Annotated in this window: 17 protein-coding genes and 1 tRNA gene; 11 read left to right on the top strand and 7 right to left on the bottom strand. The window is 45.9% G+C overall.

What is annotated here, in order from left to right; translation table 11 throughout:
- The first annotated feature begins 215 nt into the window (after nt 1–215).
- Nucleotides 216–347: a hypothetical protein gene (locus tag NW199_RS05970; protein ID WP_258333938.1), complete on the top strand. Its 132-nt coding sequence runs from the start codon at nt 216–218 to the stop codon at nt 345–347.
- A 380-nt stretch (nt 348–727) separates the two neighbouring features.
- On the opposite strand, the gene NW199_RS05965 is transcribed toward NW199_RS05970, so the two are convergent.
- Complete coding sequence (locus NW199_RS05965; protein ID WP_258333937.1) at nt 728–1,624, bottom strand: universal stress protein; 897 nt, start codon at nt 1,622–1,624, stop codon at nt 728–730.
- A 214-nt stretch (nt 1,625–1,838) separates the two neighbouring features.
- A complete protein-coding gene (locus NW199_RS05960) occupies nt 1,839–2,729 on the bottom strand; it encodes a universal stress protein (RefSeq protein WP_249091510.1) in 891 nt (296 codons plus the stop codon).
- A 266-nt stretch (nt 2,730–2,995) separates the two neighbouring features.
- Here NW199_RS05960 and pheS point away from each other — a divergent pair, with 266 nt between their 5' ends.
- The 5 genes from pheS (at nt 2,996) to NW199_RS05935 (ending at nt 7,997) form a co-directional block, all read left to right on the top strand.
- The gene (gene pheS, locus NW199_RS05955) at nt 2,996–4,015 is read left to right on the top strand and encodes a phenylalanine--tRNA ligase subunit alpha (RefSeq protein ID WP_022472503.1); all 1,020 of its coding nucleotides are present in this window, start codon (nt 2,996–2,998) and stop codon (nt 4,013–4,015) included.
- A 30-nt stretch (nt 4,016–4,045) separates the two neighbouring features.
- Nucleotides 4,046–6,466: a phenylalanine--tRNA ligase subunit beta gene (gene pheT, locus NW199_RS05950; protein ID WP_258333936.1), complete on the top strand. Its 2,421-nt coding sequence runs from the start codon at nt 4,046–4,048 to the stop codon at nt 6,464–6,466.
- Nucleotides 6,467–6,621: 155 nt separating this feature from the next.
- Nucleotides 6,622–6,945, top strand: coding sequence for an integration host factor subunit alpha (locus NW199_RS05945; RefSeq protein ID WP_022472501.1), 324 nt, complete (start codon nt 6,622–6,624; stop codon nt 6,943–6,945).
- A gap of 18 nt (nt 6,946–6,963) precedes the next feature.
- On the top strand, nt 6,964–7,857 hold the full coding sequence (locus tag NW199_RS08765) for a MerR family transcriptional regulator (protein WP_022472500.1): 894 nt from the start codon (nt 6,964–6,966) through the stop codon (nt 7,855–7,857).
- A 63-nt stretch (nt 7,858–7,920) separates the two neighbouring features.
- A tRNA-Pro gene (locus NW199_RS05935) sits at nt 7,921–7,997 on the top strand.
- 347 nt (nt 7,998–8,344) lie between these two features.
- Here NW199_RS05935 and hemW read toward each other — a convergent pair.
- Genes hemW through NW199_RS05915 form a run of 4 tightly spaced genes read right to left on the bottom strand, consistent with a single transcriptional unit; the run spans nt 8,345 to nt 11,517 of the window.
- Nucleotides 8,345–9,493 carry a radical SAM family heme chaperone HemW gene (hemW, locus tag NW199_RS05930; RefSeq protein ID WP_258333935.1) on the bottom strand — a complete coding sequence of 383 codons (1,149 nt, stop codon included), beginning with the start codon at nt 9,491–9,493 and terminating at the stop codon, nt 8,345–8,347.
- Nucleotides 9,490–10,083, bottom strand: a complete 594-nt coding sequence (gene rdgB, locus NW199_RS05925) for an RdgB/HAM1 family non-canonical purine NTP pyrophosphatase (protein WP_258333934.1) — start codon at nt 10,081–10,083, stop codon at nt 9,490–9,492. The genes hemW and rdgB overlap by 4 nt, the downstream gene beginning before the upstream one ends.
- A gap of 14 nt (nt 10,084–10,097) precedes the next feature.
- Nucleotides 10,098–10,820, bottom strand: a complete 723-nt coding sequence (gene rph / locus NW199_RS05920; protein ID WP_258333933.1) for a ribonuclease PH — start codon at nt 10,818–10,820, stop codon at nt 10,098–10,100.
- Between the two features lie 25 nt (nt 10,821–10,845).
- Nucleotides 10,846–11,517 carry a hypothetical protein gene (locus NW199_RS05915; RefSeq protein ID WP_258333932.1) on the bottom strand — a complete coding sequence of 224 codons (672 nt, stop codon included), beginning with the start codon at nt 11,515–11,517 and terminating at the stop codon, nt 10,846–10,848.
- 374 nt (nt 11,518–11,891) lie between these two features.
- On the opposite strand from NW199_RS05915, the gene NW199_RS05910 reads away from it, so the two are divergent.
- The 5 genes from NW199_RS05910 (at nt 11,892) to ybeY (ending at nt 18,203) form a co-directional block, all read left to right on the top strand.
- Nucleotides 11,892–13,178, top strand: a complete 1,287-nt coding sequence (locus NW199_RS05910; protein ID WP_258333931.1) for a porin — start codon at nt 11,892–11,894, stop codon at nt 13,176–13,178.
- Nucleotides 13,179–13,383: 205 nt separating this feature from the next.
- Nucleotides 13,384–15,291, top strand: a complete 1,908-nt coding sequence (locus NW199_RS05905) for an ATP-binding protein (protein WP_258333930.1) — start codon at nt 13,384–13,386, stop codon at nt 15,289–15,291.
- Nucleotides 15,292–15,382: 91 nt separating this feature from the next.
- Nucleotides 15,383–16,711 carry a tRNA (N6-isopentenyl adenosine(37)-C2)-methylthiotransferase MiaB gene (miaB, locus tag NW199_RS05900; RefSeq protein ID WP_258333929.1) on the top strand — a complete coding sequence of 443 codons (1,329 nt, stop codon included), beginning with the start codon at nt 15,383–15,385 and terminating at the stop codon, nt 16,709–16,711.
- Nucleotides 16,712–16,720: 9 nt separating this feature from the next.
- Nucleotides 16,721–17,719: a PhoH family protein gene (locus NW199_RS05895; RefSeq protein ID WP_258333928.1), complete on the top strand. Its 999-nt coding sequence runs from the start codon at nt 16,721–16,723 to the stop codon at nt 17,717–17,719.
- Between the two features lies 1 nt (nt 17,720).
- A complete protein-coding gene (ybeY, locus tag NW199_RS05890) occupies nt 17,721–18,203 on the top strand; it encodes an rRNA maturation RNase YbeY (RefSeq protein ID WP_258333927.1) in 483 nt (160 codons plus the stop codon).
- 22 nt (nt 18,204–18,225) lie between these two features.
- On the opposite strand, the gene NW199_RS05885 is transcribed toward ybeY, so the two are convergent.
- A complete protein-coding gene (locus NW199_RS05885) occupies nt 18,226–23,202 on the bottom strand; it encodes a RecQ family ATP-dependent DNA helicase (protein ID WP_258333926.1) in 4,977 nt (1,658 codons plus the stop codon).
- Nucleotides 23,203–23,230 lie beyond the last annotated feature (28 nt).

Here is a 23,230-nt window from a genome sequence, read left to right as displayed (position 1 = left end):
TTTAAAAGTGGGAGGTCAAATGACCTCCCGCTTTGCATTCTCGTCTCGAAATTTTCTGATAGATCCTTACATTGCTTTTTCAGTTCTATTTTTGCATCGGTACACTGTATATTATTGATTTAATATTTGTATGAGCTGGACAGCTACTGTCTAAAATTGACAGTTATTAGACAGTTCGTTGTTCAGCTTGACAATAACCCAAAAAGAGCCAACTCATGATTGTTAAGCAAGAAGTGATTGATGCAATTCACTTAATGAGACGTATTGGTGCCGATACCCAAAGATGTGAAGTCAAAAAATCGGTTCAAGAGTTGCCGAGAAATCTTCCAGAAACTATTTCTGCTTGAGCCAATTGAACCTAAAAACAGTCCTAAGCAGCGCTATCGATTGGTTCGAAAATAGTTTGGTCTATTCAGAAAATTTGAATACCAATTAGACAGTTAACTGTAAAGAGTAGAGAGTAACTGTAAAACTACTGTATATACTTTACAGTGCGTTGGGTAATTTAAATTTTTTGCAATACCATCATGAATCTGTCGAGGAAAGGTTGATTTGTGATCAAGCGTTTTGTTCAAAATGTGATCACGCTCAGATAAGTTGGGAAAATAACAGTGTGGTTTAGCAAATTTTGTATAGTACCAACTGTCCGGGTCATCAATTTTTTTGCATTAAAAAGCCCCCAAGTTTTGAACCTTGGGGGTCTGAATCATGCCGTTGCTGTTAAAACTTAGGCTTCACCGGGAACGATGAAGATCGGCATTCTGCAGGAAGCCACCATGGCACGGGTGGAACTACCAAAGACCAACGAGCTAATGCGGCCTTTACCATGCGAACCCATTACAACCATGTTGAGATTTTCATCGGCATAGTGGGTCAGTGTCGTTTGTAACGAACCGCGCAACTCAACAGGTTTAGCTTTAAGGCCTGCCGCTTTCAATTGAGCCAGAGGCGACTCAACAGCGTTGGTGTACTCTTTATGTTCGTACTTGGGTAAGAGTTTGTCGAGTTCAAGCACGCCCTTATCCAGAAGTTCTGACGGAACCGTCTCTTCATCCGCATGAACATAAATGACTTCAAAGGAAGCATCGGTGCCGAACAAATCCTTATTCTGGATCGCAAATTTTGTGCAAAGATCGCCAAAGCCTGAGCCGTCAACTGCGATGCCGATCCTAAGATTTTCATCTTTGGGGGTGTAATGTTCACGGCATACGAGAACAGGGCAAGTGGCCCGGGCGATTGTGCCCAAAGAGACAGAACCTAAATAAAGATTCTTTAAAGCGCTTAAACCTCGAGCGCCCATCACAATAAGGTCTGCGCCGATTTCACGGGCGTAGCTTGCGATAACCTTGGCCGGGTGACCGATCTTACTGGTCTTAATGACATTTTCAGGCAACGTTGCGATATCTTCAGCCATGTCTTCAAATACCGCTTTGATTTTGTCATCGTAGTACCAAGACTGAATATCAAAATCCCCTTCTTCCATCGGATGCTCAATATAAGGTTTTTGCACGTAGAGCAACTCAATCTGCGGTTTTTGATTTTCAAGCCAAGATTTTCTGCTCGTCACAAAACGAATCGCTTCTCGGCAGTCCGCACCACCGTCAATAGGAATCAATACACGCATAAAACACTCCGTATATGAACAATAAACCCTTTAAACTCAATAAGTTATATGAAGATATTGAGCTGTTTCTCTCTTAATTTCAGTGTACGCCGATTCCGTGTTTACGATTAAGGGTAAACGCTAATTATTGATAAAAGGCAAAGAAAGAGCCCTTTGCGACAAAATCGCTCGGGGCTCGTGAGAAGGCTTTGCTAAATAACAAAACCATTATTGTTTAGACATTGGGCACCACCAAAATCGGCAAATTGGTCGCCGCAATCATGGCACGGGTGGAGCTACCGAACACGAGTGAGCGAAGCGCGCCTTTGCCGTGCGTACCCATGACCATCACATCGAGATGTTCGTCAGCGTATTTCGGAAGAACGTCTTCGGGATTGCCGATAAGTTTCACAGCTTTAACCGGAACGCCTGCGATATCGAACTTTTCAACCGGAGACTTCACGGAGGCCTCAAATTCGAGTCCTTGGATTTCTTCCCAGGTCATTTGAGGCGGAATCGGGCCTTCGTTGACAAAGTCCGGCGCGTAAAGCGGATCGTCCGGCACCACATTAATGATTTCAAATGTCGCGTCCTTGCCGAAGAAGTGACGGTGGGCGATCAAATAGTCCGCGCACTTGGGGCCAAAGGGAGAGTCGTCAACGGACAGGCCCACATGCAGACCGGAAGGTTTCACTTCCGTCGTTTGACGGAAAACAAGCACCGGGCACTTGGAAGAGGCAATTGTGGCCAGTGACACAGAACCCAAATAAAGGTTTTGCAGTGCACTTAATCCGCGAGCGCCCATGACAATCAAGTCGGCCTTTTGTTCATTAGCGTATTGCGGAATAACTTGAGCGGGATGCCCCACCAAGGAAGTCTTTTTCACGTCCCCGGGAATTGCATCAATTTCTTCACGCATGCCGGACCACACGGCCTTGGAACGCGCTTCGTAATACGCTCCCATGTCAAACTCGGCTTGCTCCGTGGCCCGTTCCACTATCGGTTTTTGGACATAAACGAGTTCAACTTCCGGTTTTTCTTGTTCAAACCATTCTTTTTTCGAGGCAATGAATCGAATCGCTTCACGGCAGTCTCTACCGCCATCAACAGGAACTATCACACGCATAAATCCATTCTCCATGTTATGTTTGTTTATTTCGGAGGGATTGCAAAAAATTCTTTAAATTCAACAAGTTGATAATTTTGAATTTTTGCCTCTGTCCTTAATTCCAGTGTACTCCGATACGAGGCGTTCAGAGCAACTTTTTTCATGGGCAAAGACTCAGGGAAAAAGCGCTAAAAGTAAGGAAAAAGCCTTGAAAATCAGGGTGAAAAGCGATTTTGTTCGGACTATAATTAAAACTTTCTTTGACTTATAACAAGCGAATAATCATGCAAGATTTGTCCCAGATCATTGCCCAAGCGCAGAGTGCTTTTGCCGAGGCGACGACGCCCGCTGCTCTGGAAGACGCGAAGGCTAAATTTTTAGGGAAAACCGGTTCTATTACGGTTTTAATGAAAGGTCTCTCAAAACTCACGCACGAAGAAAAGCGTGAAATGGGACAAGCGTTGGGAAGCGCAAAGCGCGCCATCGAACAAGCGCTCGAAGCTCGTCGTGAAGAATTGGCCAATGAAAAGTTGGCGGCAAGACTGGCTGCTGAAGCCTTGGACGTAACCTTACCCGGTCGTAAATATCCGCAAGGCGGCGTGCATCCGGTCATCATGACGCAGATGCGTATTGAAGAAATCTTCCGTTCGATTGGTTTTGATGTGGCCGACGGTCCTGAAATCGAAACGGACTGGTATTCATTTACGGCCTTGAATAATCCGCCCAATCATCCGGCTCGCTCCATGCAGGATACGTTCTATGTGGACATGAAGGATGAAACGGGTAAGCTCTTGCCCCTTCGTCCGCACACATCTCCCATGCAGGTGCGTTACGCCCGCACCCATACGCCTCCGATTAAAGTGTTGGCCCCGGGGCGCACCTACCGTGTTGACAGCGATGCTACCCACTCGCCGATGTTTCATCAGGTCGAAGGTCTTTGGATTGACACCGATGTCAGCTTCTCCGATTTAAAGGGCGTGTACACCGATTTCTTGCGTCAATTCTTTGAAACGGATGAATTGAAGGTTCGTTTCCGCCCGAGCTACTTCCCGTTTACGGAACCGTCCGTGGAAGTGGACATGATGTTCACAAGCGGCCCGAAGAAAGGCCGTTGGTTGGAAATTTCGGGCGCAGGCGAAGTTCACCCGAATGTGGTCCGTAACTACGGTTTGGATCCTGAACGCTATATCGGTTTTGCGTTCGGTTCCGGTCTTGAACGCTTGACGATGTTGCGTTACGGAATTGACGATTTGCGTCTTTTCTTTGAAGGCGATTTGCGCTTTTTGAAGCAATTCAATCGTTAATGGCTCAACAATTTAAAAAGAGAAAACAAGATGTTATTTTCTGAAAGCTGGTTACGTTCCTACATTAATCCGGATCTGACGACGGACGAATTGTGTGAAGCCATGACGATGGCAGGGCTTGAAGTCGAAGAGGTAAGCTCGGTTGCTCCGGCCTTCTCAGGCGTTGTGGTGGCCCGAGTGCTCTCCGTTAAAGATCATGAAAATTCCGATCACTTGCATATTTGCCAAGTCGATGTCGGCGATGGCGGTGAACCCCTGCAGATTGTGTGCGGTGCGCCCAATGTGCGTGAAGGCATCTTGGTGCCGTGCGCCAAGATCGGCGCAGTTTTGCCGGGTAACTTCACGATTAAGAAGGCCAAGATGCGCGGTGAGGTCTCCATGGGGATGCTTTGCTCGGCTCGTGAATTGGGAATCACGGAAGATCACACCGGTTTGTGGATTTTGCCTGATGATCTGACGGTGGGTGAAGATATTCGCACGGCTTGCCATTTGGATGACAAAAAGATTGAAATCAAATTAACGCCGAATCGCGGTGACGCTCTTTCTTTAATCGGTGTGGCAAGAGACTTGCATGCCATTACGGGTGCACCTCTGACGTTGCCTGAAATGCCTGAGGTGCCCGCCAACTCCGACACGAAGATTGATATCAAGATCGAAGCACCGGATTTGTGCGGCCGTTACACAACGCGTCGTATTGATAACCTCAATATCCATGCTCCAACGCCGCAATGGATGAAGGATCGTTTGGAAAGAAGCGGTCAGCGCAGTATTTCTGCCCTGGTGGATATCTCCAACTACGTGATGTTGGAAACTGGTATCCCGACCCACTTTAGCGATGCTCAAAAGATCGCGGGCGGTGCTTATACGGTTCGTTGGGGTAAGCCCGGCGAAAAAATTGAGCTCTTAAACGGTCAGACGGTGGATGTGGATCCTGAATTGGGTGTTATTTGTGACGCCAATGGCCCGAAGGTGCTTGCCGGCATCATGGGTGGTGAAGACACCAAGGTGACCGATGAAACGACTTGTATTTCTATCGAGTCGGCTTTCTGGCATCAAAAGGCAATCCAAGGCCGTTGCCGTCGCCTGAATTTCTCAACGGATGCAGCCTACCGTTATGAACGCGGTGTGGACTTCGGTCAAACAGAGAAGGTTTTAAATTACATCACGCGTTTGGTGACGGAAATTTGCGGAACAGAAACGACGGTCATTGGCCCTGTCATTGATGCCGTGACTGTTTTGCCTGAACGCCATGAGGTGAAGATGCGTGCCGATCGCGCTCGTAAGGTGATCGGTATGGACATCGATACGGCCACGATGGCTGAATGCTTTAAGCGCTTGGGTTTTGAATTTACGCTTGAAGACGATGTCTTTAGCGTTAAGGCTCCGACCTATCGCTTTGATATCGAAATCGAAGAAGATTTGATTGAAGAAGTGGCGCGCTTGGTGGGTTACGAAAAACTGCCCGATCAACCGCCGATGGCTCGTGCCTATATGCACACGCGTCCTGAAGGCATGCGTAGCGTGCATAGCCTTCGAATGAAGTTGGCTGACTTGGGCTATCAAGAACTCATCAATTTCAGCTTTGTGCCTCGTGAATGGGAAAAAGATTTCGCCGGCAACGATCAGCCGATCGAACTCTTAAACCCGATCGCAAGCCAATTGTCGGTTATGCGCACGCAAATGGTGGGCGGCTTGGTTGATATTTTGAAATACAACTTAAACCGCAAGGTAACGAGTGCCAAACTTTTTGAAGTCGGCCGTATTTTCCGTCGCGATGAATCGGTGGTGACAACGGAACATTCCGTCAAGGGTGTTGATCAGCCGGTTCGCATTGCGGGTCTTCTTTACGGTGACGCCATGGGTGAACAGTGGGCCGTGCCTGCACGCTTGGCTGATTTCTTTGATGCCAAGGGTGATGTGGAACGCTTGATTGCCCCGCTTGAAGCTTCGTTTGTGGCAAAGAGCTTCCCGGCTTTGCACCCGGGTCGCAGCGCGGCGATTATGCTCGACGGTAAGGAAATCGGTTTTGTGGGGGAATTGCATCCGAAACTTCAGCAGACCTACGGTTTGCCGCATGCGCCGATTGTCTTTGAATTGGATGTCGCTTCCATTTTGCATAAGTCTGTACCGTGGCACACGCCTGTGAGCAAGTTCCAACCCATCTCGCGAGACGTGAGCGTGGTGGTGCCGCATGGCGTAACCTTCATGGCGCTGCAAAAGGTTGTTGCTCAAGCGGCTCAAACGGATAAGCGTTTGACTGGCTTTGTCTCGCTTGATCTCTTTGACCTTTACCACAAGGCTGCCGATGCTGATAAGCCCGCTGAAGTGAGCATGGCATTCCGCCTGACAATTCAGCCTGAAGACGAAAACTACTCGGGTGAAGACGCAGAGGCCGCGTTGGCTGCTGTGGTGGAAGCACTCGCCACTCAAGGTGCGGTGTTGCGTCAGTAAAGGCTGTTGCTAGAAGCAACTCCTAACTCCAAGGCCTTTCATTTTTGGGAGGCCTTGGTTAGTTTAAAACAGAAAAAGAGCTGAAAAATCAAAGGAAAATCATTTCTTTGGTACAATGCTCGCATTGAAAAAATCACGATTAAAGAGAGAGCAAGATGGAAACGAAAACCATGACGAAAGCCGACTTGGTGGAGATGCTTTTTAACCGCATGGGAATGAATAAACGCGACGCCAAGGATATGGTGGATGCGTTTTTTGATGAAATCCGTGCGGCGCTTGAAAGCGGTCGTACCGTGAAGCTTTCCGGATTCGGCAATTTCCAATTGCGCGATAAGGCCCAACGTCCCGGTCGAAATCCGAAGACAGGCGAAGAAATCGCGATTACGGCGCGCCGTGTGGTGACCTTTCATGCCAGTCAGAAATTGAAAGAAGCGGTCGCCAAGACCCACCCCTCTTTGCGCGAAACCACTAACCTTTAATGCTTCGGGAGGACCATTATGGCTTCTGAAGAACCGGTACGCATGCTCGAGGGCGATACGAAAGACTTCGAGCTCACCGAATTGGATGGCCCGGAAGAAGAACTTCTGGGTCGCTATCTGCCGATCGGTGATGTGGCCAAATCAATCGGCGTGAATCCGTCCGTGCTGCGTTTCTGGGAGCAAGAGTTCCCGCAGTTGCGCCCGACCAAAAGGGGCAACCGTCGTTACTACTGTTCGGAAGACGTGGCGCTGATTCGCACCATTCAGCATTTGCTCTATGAAGAGCACTACACGATTTTGGGCGCTCGCAATAAGATCCATGAGCTGCAGATTCAAAATAAGGTAAAAGGTATTTTGGATGACAAGGCTAGTGCTCCTTTGCAGACTAAGCCTGAAAAGCCCGCTTTGGATTTGGCGGCAGCGCTTGCAGAATTAAAAGCCATTCGTGCTATTTTGGATTCGCCCGCCCTGGAGGAGTCCCGTCGCCAGGAGCAACAGGCCAAGGAGAAAGCCGAACGTGACGCGGTAGAAAATTTCGCCTTGGTATCGGAAGATTTAAACGAGCTTCTGGCGAGAGAGGCCGAAGAAGAGGCAAAAAATGCTGACACTCAGGAAGAAACTGAAGAGCAGCAAGAAGAAGTCACGGCGCCTCATTCGTACGACTTGGGAGCCATTGGTGTGGATAGTGAGGATTTCTTGCAGCCTAGTCCCAAGATCGGCGACATGAAGATTACTTCAGAAGAAAAGCCAGAAGAAGTCCAGAAAGCGGAAAAGCCCAAGGTGGATACGTCGCATTTAGTCGTACCGCCTTTGCCCGGAGAGCGTCAGGGTTTTACGGTCGGCATGAAAGTGCCGAAGAACCATGACCAGTCGCTCATTTACACTTCTCCCATGATGTGGAAGAAGAAATAACCGAGCGATTATGGAGCAGTTTGCCAAAAAGGATGGGATTGTGTAATATTCCCATCCTTACGTCGGGGCGTAGCGCAGCCTGGTAGCGCACTTGCATGGGGTGCAAGGGGTCGCGAGTTCGAATCCCGCCGCCCCGACCATTGGATTCAAAAAGAGAGATCGGTTCGCCGGTCTCTTTTCATTTTTATTTTCCAAATGCTGTGTACATTGATATCCGATGCCACTGCATATCTTTCCCTTTTGATTTCAGGTCGATAAGGTTTTTGGTTCAACCCTTTTCCAAAGCGCCCATAGATTGATAGTGGCTAAAGATTGAAAATCACCAATTGCCCAGCTAGTTCCCCGAAACATAACTCTATGATTTTTTTGTATTTTGTTGAAGTGGGAAATGAAGTGGGAAAGTAACTCGGAAATTTCCCACTTCTTTCTCACTTACCTTAAAAATTTTCTCACTTAGTGGGAAAGGAAACTAACCTAGAGACTGTGATTAGAGAAAAATTTCCTGTACATCAGACAAGAAGTCCCATCCTTTATCGGTGGTGACGAAACGATTCAACGGCTGTGGCATTAGGCCTAAAGATTGGGCTTTGGCAATGCCAGGTTGGATATCATCTAGACTCAGGGCGGTTCGCTCACTCAATAGATCTAAAGGAGCCCCCTCACGAAGTCTCAGAACATTTAACATAAATTCAAAAGCTTGTCCTTCTTGGGCAACCACTCTTTCATGTGCTACTGCACTGTCTTTTATGGCGTGCTTTATGTAGCTTTCCGGCTGCATAAAACGAGCTTCGCGGACAATGGTGCCATCTTTCAGTGTGACTTTACTGTGCGCGCCGGCGCCGCACGCTAAGTAATCCCCAAATTGCCAGTAATTGAGATTGTGACGGCAACGTTTACCGGGCTTGGCATAACCTGAGACTTCATAGTGTTCGAAACCGGCCGTCTCTAAAGTGGAGGCGACTAAGTCTTGCATCTGATAAATCACATCAGGATCGGGAATGTTATCCGGAATGTGTTTGGCGAAAACGGTGTTGGGCTCAAGTGTTAATTGGTAAAAAGATAAATGGGTGCTTTGAGCGGCGATAGCTTCGTTAAGCTCAAATTTAAGCTCCTCAAGCGTTTGACCGGGCAAGGCGAACATCACGTCCAAATTAAAGTTCTCAAACGATTCCTGAGCGATTTTGATGGCTCTGCGGGCATCTTCACTATTGTGGATACGTCCTAATCGTTTTAAAAGCTCATCGTTGAAGCTTTGAATCCCCATTGAAAGACGATTGATGCCGATTGATCGGTAGGCTTTAAAGTGCGCCGTATCGACTGTTCCGGGATTGGCTTCCAGGGTAATTTCAACGTCTGACGCGACTTTAAGAAGAGAAAAAATAGTCTCTAGGAAACGTTCCAACTCTTGAGGAGCAATAAGAGAAGGTGTTCCTCCGCCGATGAAGATACTGATGAGTTCACGATTTTGTGCATAGGCAATGGAATGCTTTAAATCGTGAATTAAGGCATCAACGTACTGACGGGACGGATCGTATGAAGAAGTGAGGGCGTGAGAATTAAAGTCACAATAGGGACACTTTCTCACGCACCACGGCCAGTGCACATAAAGAGAGAGCGGAATATCGGCGCTTCTCATAAAGCCCAGCGCTTTTTCATTTCATCCATGAGTTTGACCATCGCAATGCCTCGATGGCTTACCGCATTTTTTTCATCCGCCGTTAGTTCTGCGGCGGTTTTCCCTACTTGTGGCAAAAGGAAGTAGGGATCGTAGCCAAAACCACCTTCTCCGCGAGGAGAATCTATGACTTCTCCGTACCAACGGCCCTCGGCGATGATGGGTTCTGGATCTTCCGCACAGCGTACAGCGACCAATACACAGGTGTAGTGAGCGCCGCGATCGGAAACCCTTTTCAGTTTTTCAACAAGCAATGCGTTATTGCGCTGATCATCACCCGGCTCTCCTGCAAAACGCGCGGAGTGAACGCCAGGGGCGCCGCCTAATGCATTGACGCAGATGCCGGAGTCGTCCGCAATCGCGGGAAGCCCCGTGAGTTTGGCGGCATGGCGCGCTTTGGCTAGACAGTTTTCAAGAAATGTCCCATAGGGTTCTTCTGCCGCCGGAATATTGAATTCGCCTTGAGGATGTACTTCAATATTCAATGGCGACAGTAGTCTGTTAAATTCACGAAGTTTTCCCTTATTGTTGCTGGCCAAAACGATTTTCATGGATTTGTCCTTTTTTAAGCAGTCAAAGCGGCTTTTTGCAGTTCAATAATTTGAGCGATCGCGGATTTAGCTAACGCGGTCATTTGAGCCATTTCATTTTCGGTGAAGGGTTCGCCTTCGGCCGTGCCTTGAATTTCAACAAAGCGCCCGTCACTAGTCATCACAAAATTCATGTCCGTTTCGCTGTTACTGTCTTCCGGGTAGTCAAGGTCGATAACCGGAACACCTTCAAAAATACCGGCACTGATGGCGGCCACATGACCTTTGAGAGGATTTTCAGTAATCTGGCCTTTGGTAAGCATTGCTTGAACAGCCAAAGCGAGTGCGAGCCAAGCCCCTGAAATAGAGGCACAGCGCGTGCCTCCGTCGGCTTGAATCACGTCGCAGTCCAATTGAATAGTAAAACCGGCCATCTTGGTGCGATCCACAACGGCACGCAATGCGCGTCCAATGAGGCGCTGAATTTCTTGTGTTCTGCCTGATTGCTTGCCTTTGGCGGCTTCTCGGTCGCAGCGCGTGTGTGTCGCGCGAGGCAAAAGACCGTATTCAGCTGTAACCCATCCTTCGGGCTTATCTTTTAAAAATTTTGGTGTGCCTTCGATGACGGAGGCCGTGCAAATCACTTTGGTATCACCCACTTCCACTAAAACGGAACCTTCTGCGTGTTTGGTGTAGTGGGTAGTAAAGCGCACGGGGCGCATTTCGTCAGGTTTACGATGAGAGGGACGTTCAAACATGGTTTAAATCCTCACAAAGAAAAATTTAGGAATCTTTTTCGCGCCTTTTGAGTCTGGGCTCAAAGAGCATGGAGCCGCCCATTGCCTCAGTCCAGGGTCCTTGAACATTGCTTTGAGGCTGCCAGTGCTGGGCGGCATCGTCGCTAACGAAAAACCCTTTTTCCGTTTGGGCAAAAAGTTTGTCGCCTCGGCCATCCAACGCCACAAACATGCCGAGGTCTTTGCTGAGGTAGCGGGGATGCCAGAATTTTCCCTCTTGGCTAGCGACATAAATGCCTTTTTCACAGGCGGCAAAGAGCTTTCCTTGAAAATTAAGCAGTGAAAAGAAGTGCCCGCAAGTGCTCCCGTCATACTTCAAACGCCAGCGAACACCGGACGAAGCCTGAAAGATTGCGTTGTTCGTGCAGGCGTAAAGCATATTGTCAAAGCTTTCAATATCAACAAATTCTCCGCCTTTTCGTTGAGGACTGATTTGAACAAATTGGGGAGTGTCAGTTTGGGTGCTGAAAATGCCTGTATCGGTGACTAAAAAGAGTTCTCCCCGGTGAAAGGTCAAACCTCGAAAAGTTCCCAAGGGATGCGTTTCGTCTTCGTAAAAGATAGACCACGTTTGTCTGAAGTCGTGGCTGATTTCGACACGGTTAAAAAGATAGTTGAGTCGAAAAGAGGCTTCTGGGGCGTCAATTACTAAGGGCATTGTTCTTATTTCCAAATACGTATCGATTGATTGTAAAGCAAAGGCAGAATACAGCAAAAACTATACGAAAGGCATTCCAATTCGTGACCGAAAGGATGAAAGATCGTTTTTATGATGGGAAAAACGACTCCAAAAATTCTCAAAAAGTTATAACTCATAAAAATCAATGAATTAAAAAGATCTGTCAAATTTCATTTGTTAATTTGATCAAAATTTTGTTGTGAAAAAGATACAGAAATTTGAAGTAATCGTTTAGTAAATTTGACAGATCGGGGGGTGGTGGTAGGAAAATTTCAGACAGCAAAGCAATTGTCATCGTGATGATTGACTTTCAAAGATAGATATTCCAATTTCTTTTATAGGAATAAAAGATCATGAAAAAGACTTTAGCTGCTGTTGCTGTCTTGGGCGCTTTCGCAGGCTCTGCTTTGGCTGCCGACGTAACTCTCTACGGTAAGGTTGACCTCGGTTTGAACTATACCCACACGGATGTTGATGGTGTTTCTTCTGATAACTGGGGTATGAAATCCGGTCAAAATTCTGGCTCTCGTTTTGGTATCAAGGGTACGGAACAAATCTCTGAAGGTTTGACGGTTGGTTTCCAATTGGAAAGCGGTTTTGAGGCCGATGACGGTCGTTTCAAGTACGGCAATGATGATGGTGAACGCTTCTTCGGTCGTGAAGCCCGCCTTTTTGTTCAAACCGATTTCGGTGAATTAGGCTTCGGCCGCATGGGCGGTTTGGATTCTGGCTCTGGTTCCTATGATATCTTCGGCGGCAACGCTGGTGTTTTCGGAACGGGTTGGTCTGGAATCGGTTCTGACAACGCTATCTTCTTAGGTATGAGTTCTCGTTACGATAACATGATCACCTATAAGTCTCCGACTTTTGGTGGCGTTACGGTTTATGCTCAAGCCTCTTTGAAGCAAGACTCTTCTAAGGATGGTGATGAAGCTTCCAGCAAGGCAGATCGTTATTATGCCTTGGGTGCCACGGGTAAGTGGGGTGCTTTGAGCACGGGTGTTGTGGCTAGCATGTATGACTATGGTCACGGTAATCGTGTAGCAGGAACGGCTACGATTACTACTGTAGAACCAGGCTCCATGCCCGAGATCGAAGATAAAGTTAATCCTGTTACAACGGACGACGATGGTTATGCAGTTGGTGCGTTCGCTGCTTATGACTTTAGTGTTACTAAGGTGACGTTGGGCGCTCAGTATTTTGACGGCGTACAACAAAAACGTGGTTCTTTGTCGACAGACGGTACGTTTGCTTTTGCCCCTTCTATCGGTAATGACGATCCTAATGATGAGGGAAGTATCGCCTTTGAAGGCTCAAAAGTGTCCTTCTCCTATGGGGAAGAGTCGGCTGGTGCTAAGGGCTACGGTGTAATGTTAGGCGCAGTTACCCCATTGGGCGCTGGTACGTTGTATACCTCTATCGGTTATCGTGATAGCGAAAATGCTGATGAAAAGATTGGTGGTCAGCTTGATGAAACGGTCTACCAAGTTGGTGTTGGTTACACCTATCCGTTGAGCAAGCGTACGTACCTCTACACGGCTGCTGGTTACACGCAAGAAGAATTGGATAAGGGTGGCAATACTGACACCGTTAAGACCAAGACTACGGAAGTCGTCGCTGGTATCGTCCACAACTTCTAATCTGATTGTGTAAGTTTTAACTTACTAAATTAGTTAAAAGTTTGGCCCTGATGGTTTGTACCATTAGGGCCTTTTAGCATCTATTTTCAGTGAATTTGTGATTAAAAGCAGATAATATTAGGCAACTGGTAAAAACGAGTTTTAGCGAAGGAATCAGAATTCATGTTCTTAAAACCATCTCCCCAAGAATTATTTGATGAATTGTGTGCGCATTCAGAATCTGCTCGAATTGAAGCCAAAGCTGGCAGCGCTATTGGCCCTTCCGTTATGCAAACCATTTGTGCATTTGCCAACGCCTGGATTGGACGGCGGTTATTTACTATTAGGTGTTTCGGAACAAGATAAACATTTTGTTGTGACAGGAGTGGATGATGTTGATCACCTGTTGCAAGAATTGAGTAACAATTGTCGAACGCAATTTGAAAGACCATTAACGATCGAAGCAAGTGTCGAAACATTACAAGATAAAAATGTTGTCGTTGTTTATGTTCCTGAATTGCTTCCCGCCTCCAAGCCTTGTGTTTTTGAAGGAAAGTTTCACAAAGCTAATAAAAAGAAAACAGGGATTTGGAGAAGAGGTCCCAACGGCGATTACGAATGTTCTCAAGAAGAATTAGAACCAATTTTGTTGGCTAAAACCAGAAAAAGCTTTGAAGAAGTTATTTTTGATGATGCGGAGTACGAGGATATTGATCCTCAGTTAATCGATCTTTACCGAAAACTAAGGGCAAAGAAAAATCCTCAAGCTTCAGAATTGTCGCTTAATGATTTTGAGCTGTTGCGCGTTTTAAGACTCATTCGAAAAAACGATAAAAATCAGTGGCAACCCAATGTTGCTTGTCTTTTGCTCTTTGGGTCTCAGGTGGCTTTGAGACGATTGATGCCAATGGAGCGGGTGGACTTTATTCGTATTGTGGGAACGCGTTGGATTGAAGATCCGAATAGTCGTTTTAGTTCTCTTGATTTTCGTGAATCTCTTTTAACTCTGATTCCCAAAGTTGAGGCAGCGGTCTTAGATACATTATTAAAACAGTTCCAACTGCAAGAAGGTGAATTGCAACGAACCGATGTTCCAGTATTACCACAAAGGGTTGTGCGTGAAGCGATTGTGAACGCGGTGATGCACCGTGATTATCGAGTGCACAGCCCGACTCAAGTTGTTCGCTATAGTGATCGAATCGAAATTTATAATGCTGGCTACTCATTAAAGCCAGTGGAAGAATTGGGTACAGGGGCATCAGAACTTCGGAATCCTATCCTGGCATCAATTTTGTATGACTTAGGTTTTGCAGAAACAAAGGGTTCCGGTATTAGAACAATCCGCACCCTTCTTAGAGAGGCTAATTTAGAGGAACCTAGCTTTGTTTCAAACGTCACCGGTAATTCGTTCCGGGCAACCTACTCTTTAAATCAGCTTATGAGCAAAGAAGACTTGCTTTGGTTGGGTCAGTTTAAGGGGTATGAGTTAAACGACAACGAAGCAAGAGCGCTGTTGATCGCTAAAAACTTAGGCGCGGTTAATAACTCAACTCTTCGAGAGGATACCAATCTGGATACTTTGCAGGCTAGTCACGTTTTGCAACGACTTAGTAAAGAATATGATCTGCTAGTCAAGCATGGAGCTGGCACGGCGACTACTTACACTCTGAATTGGACTCGGCTTCAAGCAATCGGTTTAAGATTTGAAACACCACACCCCGAAGCTGAAACATCACACCTCAGTGCTGAAACACCGAACCTCGGGACTGAAACATCACACCTCGGCGCTGAAACACTGCAGCTCAGAGCCGAAACATCACACCTCGGAGTTGAAGCATCTCATTTTTCAGTCTTATCTAAAGATTTGGAACAAGCAATATCCGATTTAGGATATCGGCCCAAGAAAAGCAATGTCTACAGAGTGATACTAAGACTTTGTTTACAGTCTCCAAGAACGAGCGATGCTTTGATGTCTGAATTAAATAGAGGGAGACAGTTAATTAAAAATTACCTAAAAGATATGCGGATGCAAGATATGATTGAATACGTTTATCCAGAGATTCCCAACCATCCTTATCAGGCTTATAGAGTGACTGAATACGGTAAGAAATGGCTCGAGAGTTCAAACGAGTGAAGAACAAATTGCTATACTTAACGCCCATTTTTTGATTAACAACAATTTGTTTTAAAAGAACAAATTCTCTTTTGTGCAACGGATGTAAACCGTGACCGCGAAAAAAATTTATCTTCGCAGCTTCGGCTGCCAAATGAACGAGTACGACTCTGAAAAAATAGTTGACCTGATGGTGGCCAATGGTTATGAGCGTACGGAAAAAGTCGACGAGGCGGACCTCGTTGTTTTAAATACCTGCTCCATTCGTGAAAAGTCTCAGGAGAAAGTATTCTCTGAATTGGGACGCATTCGCGATGCTAAAAAAGAAGCCCACAAAGACGATATGTTGATCGCTGTGGGCGGCTGCGTTGCAAGCCAAGAAGGCAAAAAGATTTTGTCTCGCGCGCCCTACGTGGATATTGTTTTTGGACCGCAAACGTTGCATCGATTGCCCTCTATGGTTCAAAAGGTGGAAGAAACACATAAACCGCAGGTGGATATTCGATTCCCTGAAATTGAAAAGTTTGACCATCTAGCTGAACCCCAAGCCCGAGGCGCTACAGCGTTTGTCTCCATCATGGAAGGCTGCAGTAAGTATTGTTCTTACTGCGTGGTGCCTTATACGCGTGGTGAAGAAATCTCCCGCCCTATGGCAGACGTTTTAATTGAAGTGGCAAAACTTGCCGCGCAAGGCGTCAAAGAAGTGACGCTTTTGGGACAAAACGTCAATGCCTATCGGGGTTTAACACCTGATGGAGATATCGCGGACTTTGCGATGCTCTTGGAATACGTGGCTGAAATTGATGGTATTGAGCGCATTCGCTATACCACCTCCCACCCCAAAGAATTCACGCAGCGCTTAATTGATGCCTACGGCAAAATTGACAAACTGGTCAATCACGTGCACTTGCCCGTGCAGTCGGGCTCTGACAAGATTCTTGCCGCCATGAAGCGTGGCTACACAGTCTTAGAATACAAGTCCATCATTAAACGTTTGAAAGCTGTGCGTCCTGATATCTCAATCGCGACGGATATTATTGTTGGCTTCCCCGGAGAGACGGAAGAAGATTTCCAAGCGACCTTAAAACTCATGGACGATGTGGGTTTTGATGCGAGTTTTTCTTTTGTTTATAGCCGTCGCCCCGGCACTCCCGCGGCTTATCTTAAAGACGACACCCCACAGGAGGTCAAGCTCAAGCGCCTTCAGATTTTGCAGGCTAAAAATGATGCCAAGGCAACTGAAATTGCTCAAGCCATGTTGGGAACCGTGCAGCGTGTTTTAGTGATCGGCCCGTCTCGGCGTGGTCGCGGCATGATGGCCGCTCGCACCGACAATAACCGTATTGTGAATTTTGTGGGCGACGAGTCATTAACCGATACAATGGTCAATGTCAGGATTACGGAAGTCAATCCTCATACGCTTTTGGGTGAAAAGGTATAAGAAGTCAAGATGGCACTTGAAGAAAAAGTATTGTCGCTTAATTTGGATTTGAGCAATACGGCGTTGGCCAGTTTGGTCGGACCGATGGACGCCAATCTTCGCCAAATTGAGGTGATTTTGGATGTATCCATTTCCCGCCGCAACAATCAGTTCCGAATTGCCGGCGAGCAGGAAAAGGCTCGAGAAGCGCTAAATGCTTTAGAGACGTTGGCGCATCGTGCGGAAAATTCATCCGAAGAACTCACAACCGATGATGTGCAGCTCTTTTTTGTGGGAGAAAACGCTAAGAAGGTGGACGGTGATTCACCGACTTCTCCTGTGCTGCATACCAAACGCCGTGAACTTCAGGGAAGAACGCCCAGGCAAAATGACTACATTCAGGCTATTCTCGATAACGACATTGCGTTTGGGATTGGCCCGGCCGGTACCGGTAAAACCTATTTGGCGGTAGCTGCCGCAGTGGATGCCTACGAGCGCGATCGTGTTGAAAGAATTATTCTGACGCGTCCTGCGGTCGAAGCCGGGGAGCGCTTAGGTTTTCTGCCGGGTGACCTCTCTCAAAAAGTTGATCCTTATCTGCGGCCGCTTTACGATGCGCTTTTTGATTTGTTGGGTTTTGATAAAACTCAACGTCTGCTTGAACGCCAGACCATCGAAATCGCGCCTTTGGCCTACATGAGAGGTCGCACGCTTAACAACGCTTTTGTCATTTTGGATGAAGCGCAAAATACGACGCCTGAGCAAATGAAGATGTTCTTAACCCGTATTGGGTTTGGCTCTAAAGCGGTGATTACGGGTGACATAACGCAGATTGATCTGCCCAGAGGAACGCGCTCCGGGTTGGTTGAAGCTCAAAATGTATTAAGCGGCGTCAGAGGGATTGCAATGACCTACTTTACGGCTTCTGATGTTGTGCGCCATCCCCTTGTCGCGCGCATCGTAGAGGCGTACGCTAAGGCTGATGAACGAAGACACTTGGCAAAACTTGCCAAAGAGGAAAACGAATAACATGTCCAAATTGAAACTTAAGCTCAATATTTTTGAGCACGGTGAATTCAAGCTTCCTTCCAAAAAGAAGATGAAAAAATGGGTGAAGGCGGCGATTGAACGAGACACGGAATTAAACGTCATGTTTGTGGGGGAAGAAGAGGGGCGTGAGATGAACGCTCAATATCGCCACAAGGATTATGCGACGAATGTCTTGACCTTTGACTATCAGCATGAGCCGGTTGCTATTGCAGATCTCGTTATTTGTGTGCCGGTTCTTATTAAAGAGGCTAAAAATCAGAATAAGTCCTTTGATGAGCATCTGGCTCACTTGCTTATTCACGGGACGTTGCATGCGCATGGTTACGATCACATGGAATATAACGAAGCCAATGTGATGGAAGACAAAGAAATCGGCGCGCTTTTAAAGCTTGGCTTTGATAACCCATATGAAGACCGGATTTTGCTGACCGGTATAAAGAAGAAATTTCACTTCAAAAAATAAATTTAGATTTATCTTGGGTGAGTTAACGGTTTAGTTTGGCAGGTCGCTTTCTGAGTGGCCTGTTTTCTTTTTGGCTCAGATAGAGGTTGGGCAGCACGATCGCTTCAGTCTCGCCCGTTTCTTTGTTGTTCCATGCCACAATAAAATTGATTTCAGCGCGATTAGGGAAATAACCCATTTGACGATATCTCAGGAGTTTTTCTTGGAATGCCTTTGATAGGAAGGCGCATGCACAAATTTGGCCATTGAGCTTGGTCGTAAATAGCTTATTCTTAAGAAATAAAATTTGACCGCTACGAAGCTGACAGAGCTCTTCTTTTTTCCCGGAAACAAATCCTAAGTTAACGTCGGCAAGAGTGAGATTCAAAACAATCTCGGAGGGCTTGTCATAATGCTTTCTGTCCTCAATTCGGTTAAGACTTTGCGTTTTGATAGAACCAAAAAGTGTGCCACTGTGGTGGATGTAAAGTGAATTTTTAGCGCGGGTCATGCCGACATATAACTTGCGTCGCTCTTCATCCGTGTCATCCACCACGTTGTCAAGAAACATATGGACGGTACCAAATTCGTGACCTTTGGCTTTGTGGATGGTTGAGACAAAAATTTTCCCCTGATCATTATCAAACGTATCTTCCAGTTGAGACTCGCGAACAAACTCTTCAAAATCAGAAAAATAAATTTCTCTTGGCGTAACGCTTTCGAAAAGCTGGATTAGGCGCAGACAATTGGGTAAAAGCCGGCTTTGATGGAATCGAGACTGTAGAGCGACCTTAGCAAAATTCCATAATCGACGACTAACAATAGGATCTCCTTGAAGGCGTTTTTGAAGGTAGACCAAGAATGAGCGAATCTCCAGAAGATTGTATAAATGAATGTCTCCCCTGCTTTGAATAAGTTTGGCATTAAGTCCTGCTTTTTGCAGAGCATTAAAAATCAAAGCCGCCTCTTCATTGGTGGAAGTCAAAACGGCACAGTCTTTAGTTTCTTTGCTCTCTGAGAGTTCGTCGATAATCGCTTTTTCAAAGTGGTGCCCATGATGGTGAATTAATGTCACTTGTCCGGAAACGTCACGGTGAGCAACAGCTGGTTTCGTTTTCATTCGTGTGGTGATGCTAGAAGCATAGGCATTGGAAAAGTCCACAATATGACGAGCGCTTCTAAAATTCTCCGTAAGCTCGTATTGCATTGCGTCATATTTGGAGAGGAGTTCTCTCATAAACTTGGAATCTGATCCCCTGAAAGCATAAATATTCTGATCATCATCGCCAACGGCAATCACTCTCATGGTTTCATTTCTTTGCATCAGAGCTTCAACCAGAGCAAAGTCGTCTTCACTCATATCTTGGGCTTCATCAATAACCAGAACACTTTTGGTAATTTTGTCTTGTTCTACGTCTCCTTCACGGATCATTTCAGCGGCTTTTTTAACGACATTATCAGCTTCATTCAGTGTGCCGGGTCGTCCCAAAAGATCGAAGCAGTATGAATGAAAAGTCTTTACTTCGACATAGAAAGCTGCAGAGTGAGTCAAATCAATCAGACGCTGTTTAAATTCCGTGGCAGCCGCCCGAGAAAAGGTCAACATAAGGAGTTGATCCCGTTTGACATTTTCCATGAGCAATAATGCGGCTAATTTATGAACCAGCACCCGAGTCTTGCCGCTTCCGGGGCCTGCCGCAACCACAATGTGCTGAGATGTGTGATCGTTAATAATTGCGAGTTGTTTTTCCGATAAAGAACCGAAAAGTTTTTGATAAAGCTTTTTCGTAATGGTGCGTGACAGATCCGCTTTATTGTCTTTGAAATATTTATTGATGAAATCTCGGTAGTCCACGTAAAAGTAATCGTGTACGTACTGCAAGGCGGCGTCGTAGTTTTTCAACATCAAGTTGGCAAATTGCCCGACGATATGAATTTGTTGAATTTTCTGTTCATAGTAATCGTCAAGTTGTTGATAGTCTGATCGCTTATATTTTCTGAGGTTACTCAATTCAAGACGGGTAATGGAGAGGCCGTTATAAAGGACTAAAAATCCGCCTTCAATTCGAAGCGCATCAATTTTGGATAGATAGAGCAGCGCATCTTCGACGGCTTTTTGCGTAGCTTTATTTTCAAAAAGGCCGCTTGTTTGACAATACTTTTTTTGAAGTGAAATGACAGAGAAATTAACGGCCAGTCGATCCTGCTGATCTTTTTCAGACTTTTGTTCCGAGGCACGCTCAAAAAGCTCTTTCAAAATGAAGTCGCAAAGCATTGCACGAGCTAAGCATGCGTCGGCTAATCGGTTTGTTTTCTCATTGGTGGTGAACTTGATGTGGTTATTGCCGCAATTGGTAATCTTTTCAAAAAAGCTTTTAATCTTCCAGTAATAAAAGATTGTTCGAATTTTCTTAATACTGGACGATAAGCCCGCTTCCTGCGCTTTGGCATTTAACTCTTTAAGATTGTGGATACGCTCATCAGTAAAGGGAGAAAGCTCGGTGATGAGGAATTGTTCCAGAGCCGTGAAATTCCTAAGGACATTAAATGATTTCTTTTCGGTGTCAGACTTAAAGATATAAGCTGACATATCCATATCATCACGCAGTAAGTCCCCTTCTTTCAAGAGACTGATGATGCGAATGATTTCGCCTTTTTCAATTCCCAAACGGTCTGCCAGATAATCCACTCGGGATTCTGCTTCATCGTTACCTGCCTGAGCGATTGAGTGACTAGAGATAAGCGAAGCAACAATACGTTTAGCGACTTGTCGGTCTGTGTCATTTGTAAAAAGTGGGCAGGCATCAATTTTGGAGTTGGCTTCTATCACGCTTGCGACTTTTAAGCTTGTCGCGTAAATATGAGGAACATTTTGTCCACGCTTGATGTAGCCCGCAAGCTCCAATGTGGCCAAGGCTGTTTTAATGCCGGTTTCCAACTCATGAGACTCTCGATCCCATCCTGCCCAACGGGCTAATTCCAATGCAGAGCATGTCAGCCGGGGGCCTCGTTTGGTGTGATCTTTGATGGCCTTCCAAACTTGCTGAATTTCACTCATGCTCAGTTTCGTCTGATTCAGAAGTAGGAAGTGTTTATTGAGATCATTTTCATTAAAGAGAATGTGACATTCAGCCGAGAGCGCAGGATCACGTCCAGCTCGTCCCGCTTCTTGTACATAGTTTTCAAGAGACGAGGAGATGTCATAGTGGATGACAAGGCCAACATCTTTTTTATCCACCCCCATGCCGAAGGCATTAGTGGCCACCATGATTCTGACTTGATCGCTTAAAAAGGCCTCTTGGTTCTTTGTTTTGTCTTCTGAGGCTATTTTGCCGTTATAAGGCAAAGCACTAAATCCATCTTTATTGAGACGCTGGGCTAATTCTTCGTTTGCGTCCACCCTTGAGACGTAAACAATTGTCGGACAGCTTTTCTGTTCGATCAACTCTCTCAGTTTGGCATACTTTTTATCATCATCTTCCACATGCCAGACAGAATAGTGCAGATTTTCTCGAGCGGCCTGTGAAACGTAGAGTTTTAAATCAAGGTCAAGCTTCTCTTTGAAGTAGTCTCGGATATCTTGTACGACCTTTTGTTTGGCCGTTGCGGTAAAACATGACACCGGAATACGTATGCCACCTTTTTTCTCCTGTAATTCTCGAATGAAGTCTCCGATATAGAGATAATCCACACGGAAATCGTGTCCCCAGGCAGAAAAACAGTGCGCTTCATCAATGACAAAGCGCTCGATATGGCGGGAAAGAAGTGCCTTTTCTAATGTACGCGAACGTAACTGCTCAGGCGATACATATAAAAGACTGGCGTTGCCGTTATAAATTTGGTCAAAGTTTTGCGCTCGTTCAATCGGATCCAATAGACCGTTGATGGTGACTGCATCAGAAATCCCCGCGGCCACTAAATGGTCTACTTGGTCTTTCATGAGAGACTGAAGTGGGCTTAAAACGACGGTTAATCCGTGGCAGGCGTCACCGGCCATTAAGGCGGGCAATTGAAAGGTCAGTGATTTTCCGCCTCCGGTGGGGAAAATAGCCAGCAATGACTCTGCGTGCACGGCAGCATCGGCGGCTTTTTCTTGTAGTGGTTCGCCGTTATAGGTTCTAAACTCATCAAAGCCAAAAAAGCGTTTCAGAGCCTGACGAACATTAAGGTGCGTGCGGCAATAGGAGCACCCTTGCGCACATGGTGTGAAACGCAGTTGTTTAAAGATTGCTTCAACAGAGGGAAAGTTTTTTAAAACCCAAGCCGGAAATATTGATGTTTTATCATCGGTATTAATGAGTGACAGACAGAAGGCTAACTCTAAAGGCCTTTCTTTAACCAGAGTTTCAATGTCCGCATGAGAGCAAATTTTTCCTTCGAAGTGCTCTTTAATGAAGGGGGTTAAATTTTGGAAATCTGTGTGATAACCGAGATAGTCAAAAAATCCCTCAAAAGCTTCCTGTTTGTTTAATAGCCCATAAAAAATAACCTGCATGAAAGCGGTGAGCGCAAGGAATGTTTCAACACTTTCGAGAAAAAGTGTTTGACATTTCTGAGCGTCATTGACGGGATTACAAAGCTCCTCTGTAATGAGCTTTTCATCTTTAACCAAACGATGATATGGCTTTTTAGGAAAAAGCAATGCAGAAAGGTAAAGAGTGTCAATTTTTAGCGGAGTCTTTTTGTGGCCAAAAGGCTTGACAAGTATTTTTTGAAAAAGACCACTAAGGGAAGAACTAAAAAGCGACTTAAGAAGTTTTAAGTCATGGGCAAGAATATTATGACCGCACAGTATATCGGCCCGCTCAAGAAAGTCCCGAAATTTAGAAACTTCCGCGCCGTGAAAGACTGCCCCATCAGTTGAGATGGCTCCTGCATCGTAGAGTCGCTGGTCAGCCTTGGCAAACTCGCAATCAAAAAATACAACATACTTGTCCATGGTTTGCAAAAAATAGCGAACCGATAATGTTTTATTGTAGAGGATTAGCTGATTGACAGTTGATAGAAAGGACGGACTCATCTTGAATTCTAAATTTCTACAAAATTTG

Source organism: Parasutterella secunda, from assembly GCF_024733725.1.
Classification (GTDB): Bacteria; Pseudomonadota; Gammaproteobacteria; order Burkholderiales; family Burkholderiaceae_F; genus Aphodousia; species Aphodousia faecalis.
The sequence above is the reverse complement of the archived record's forward strand: the minus strand, read 5'-3'. Positions and strand labels throughout refer to the sequence as shown.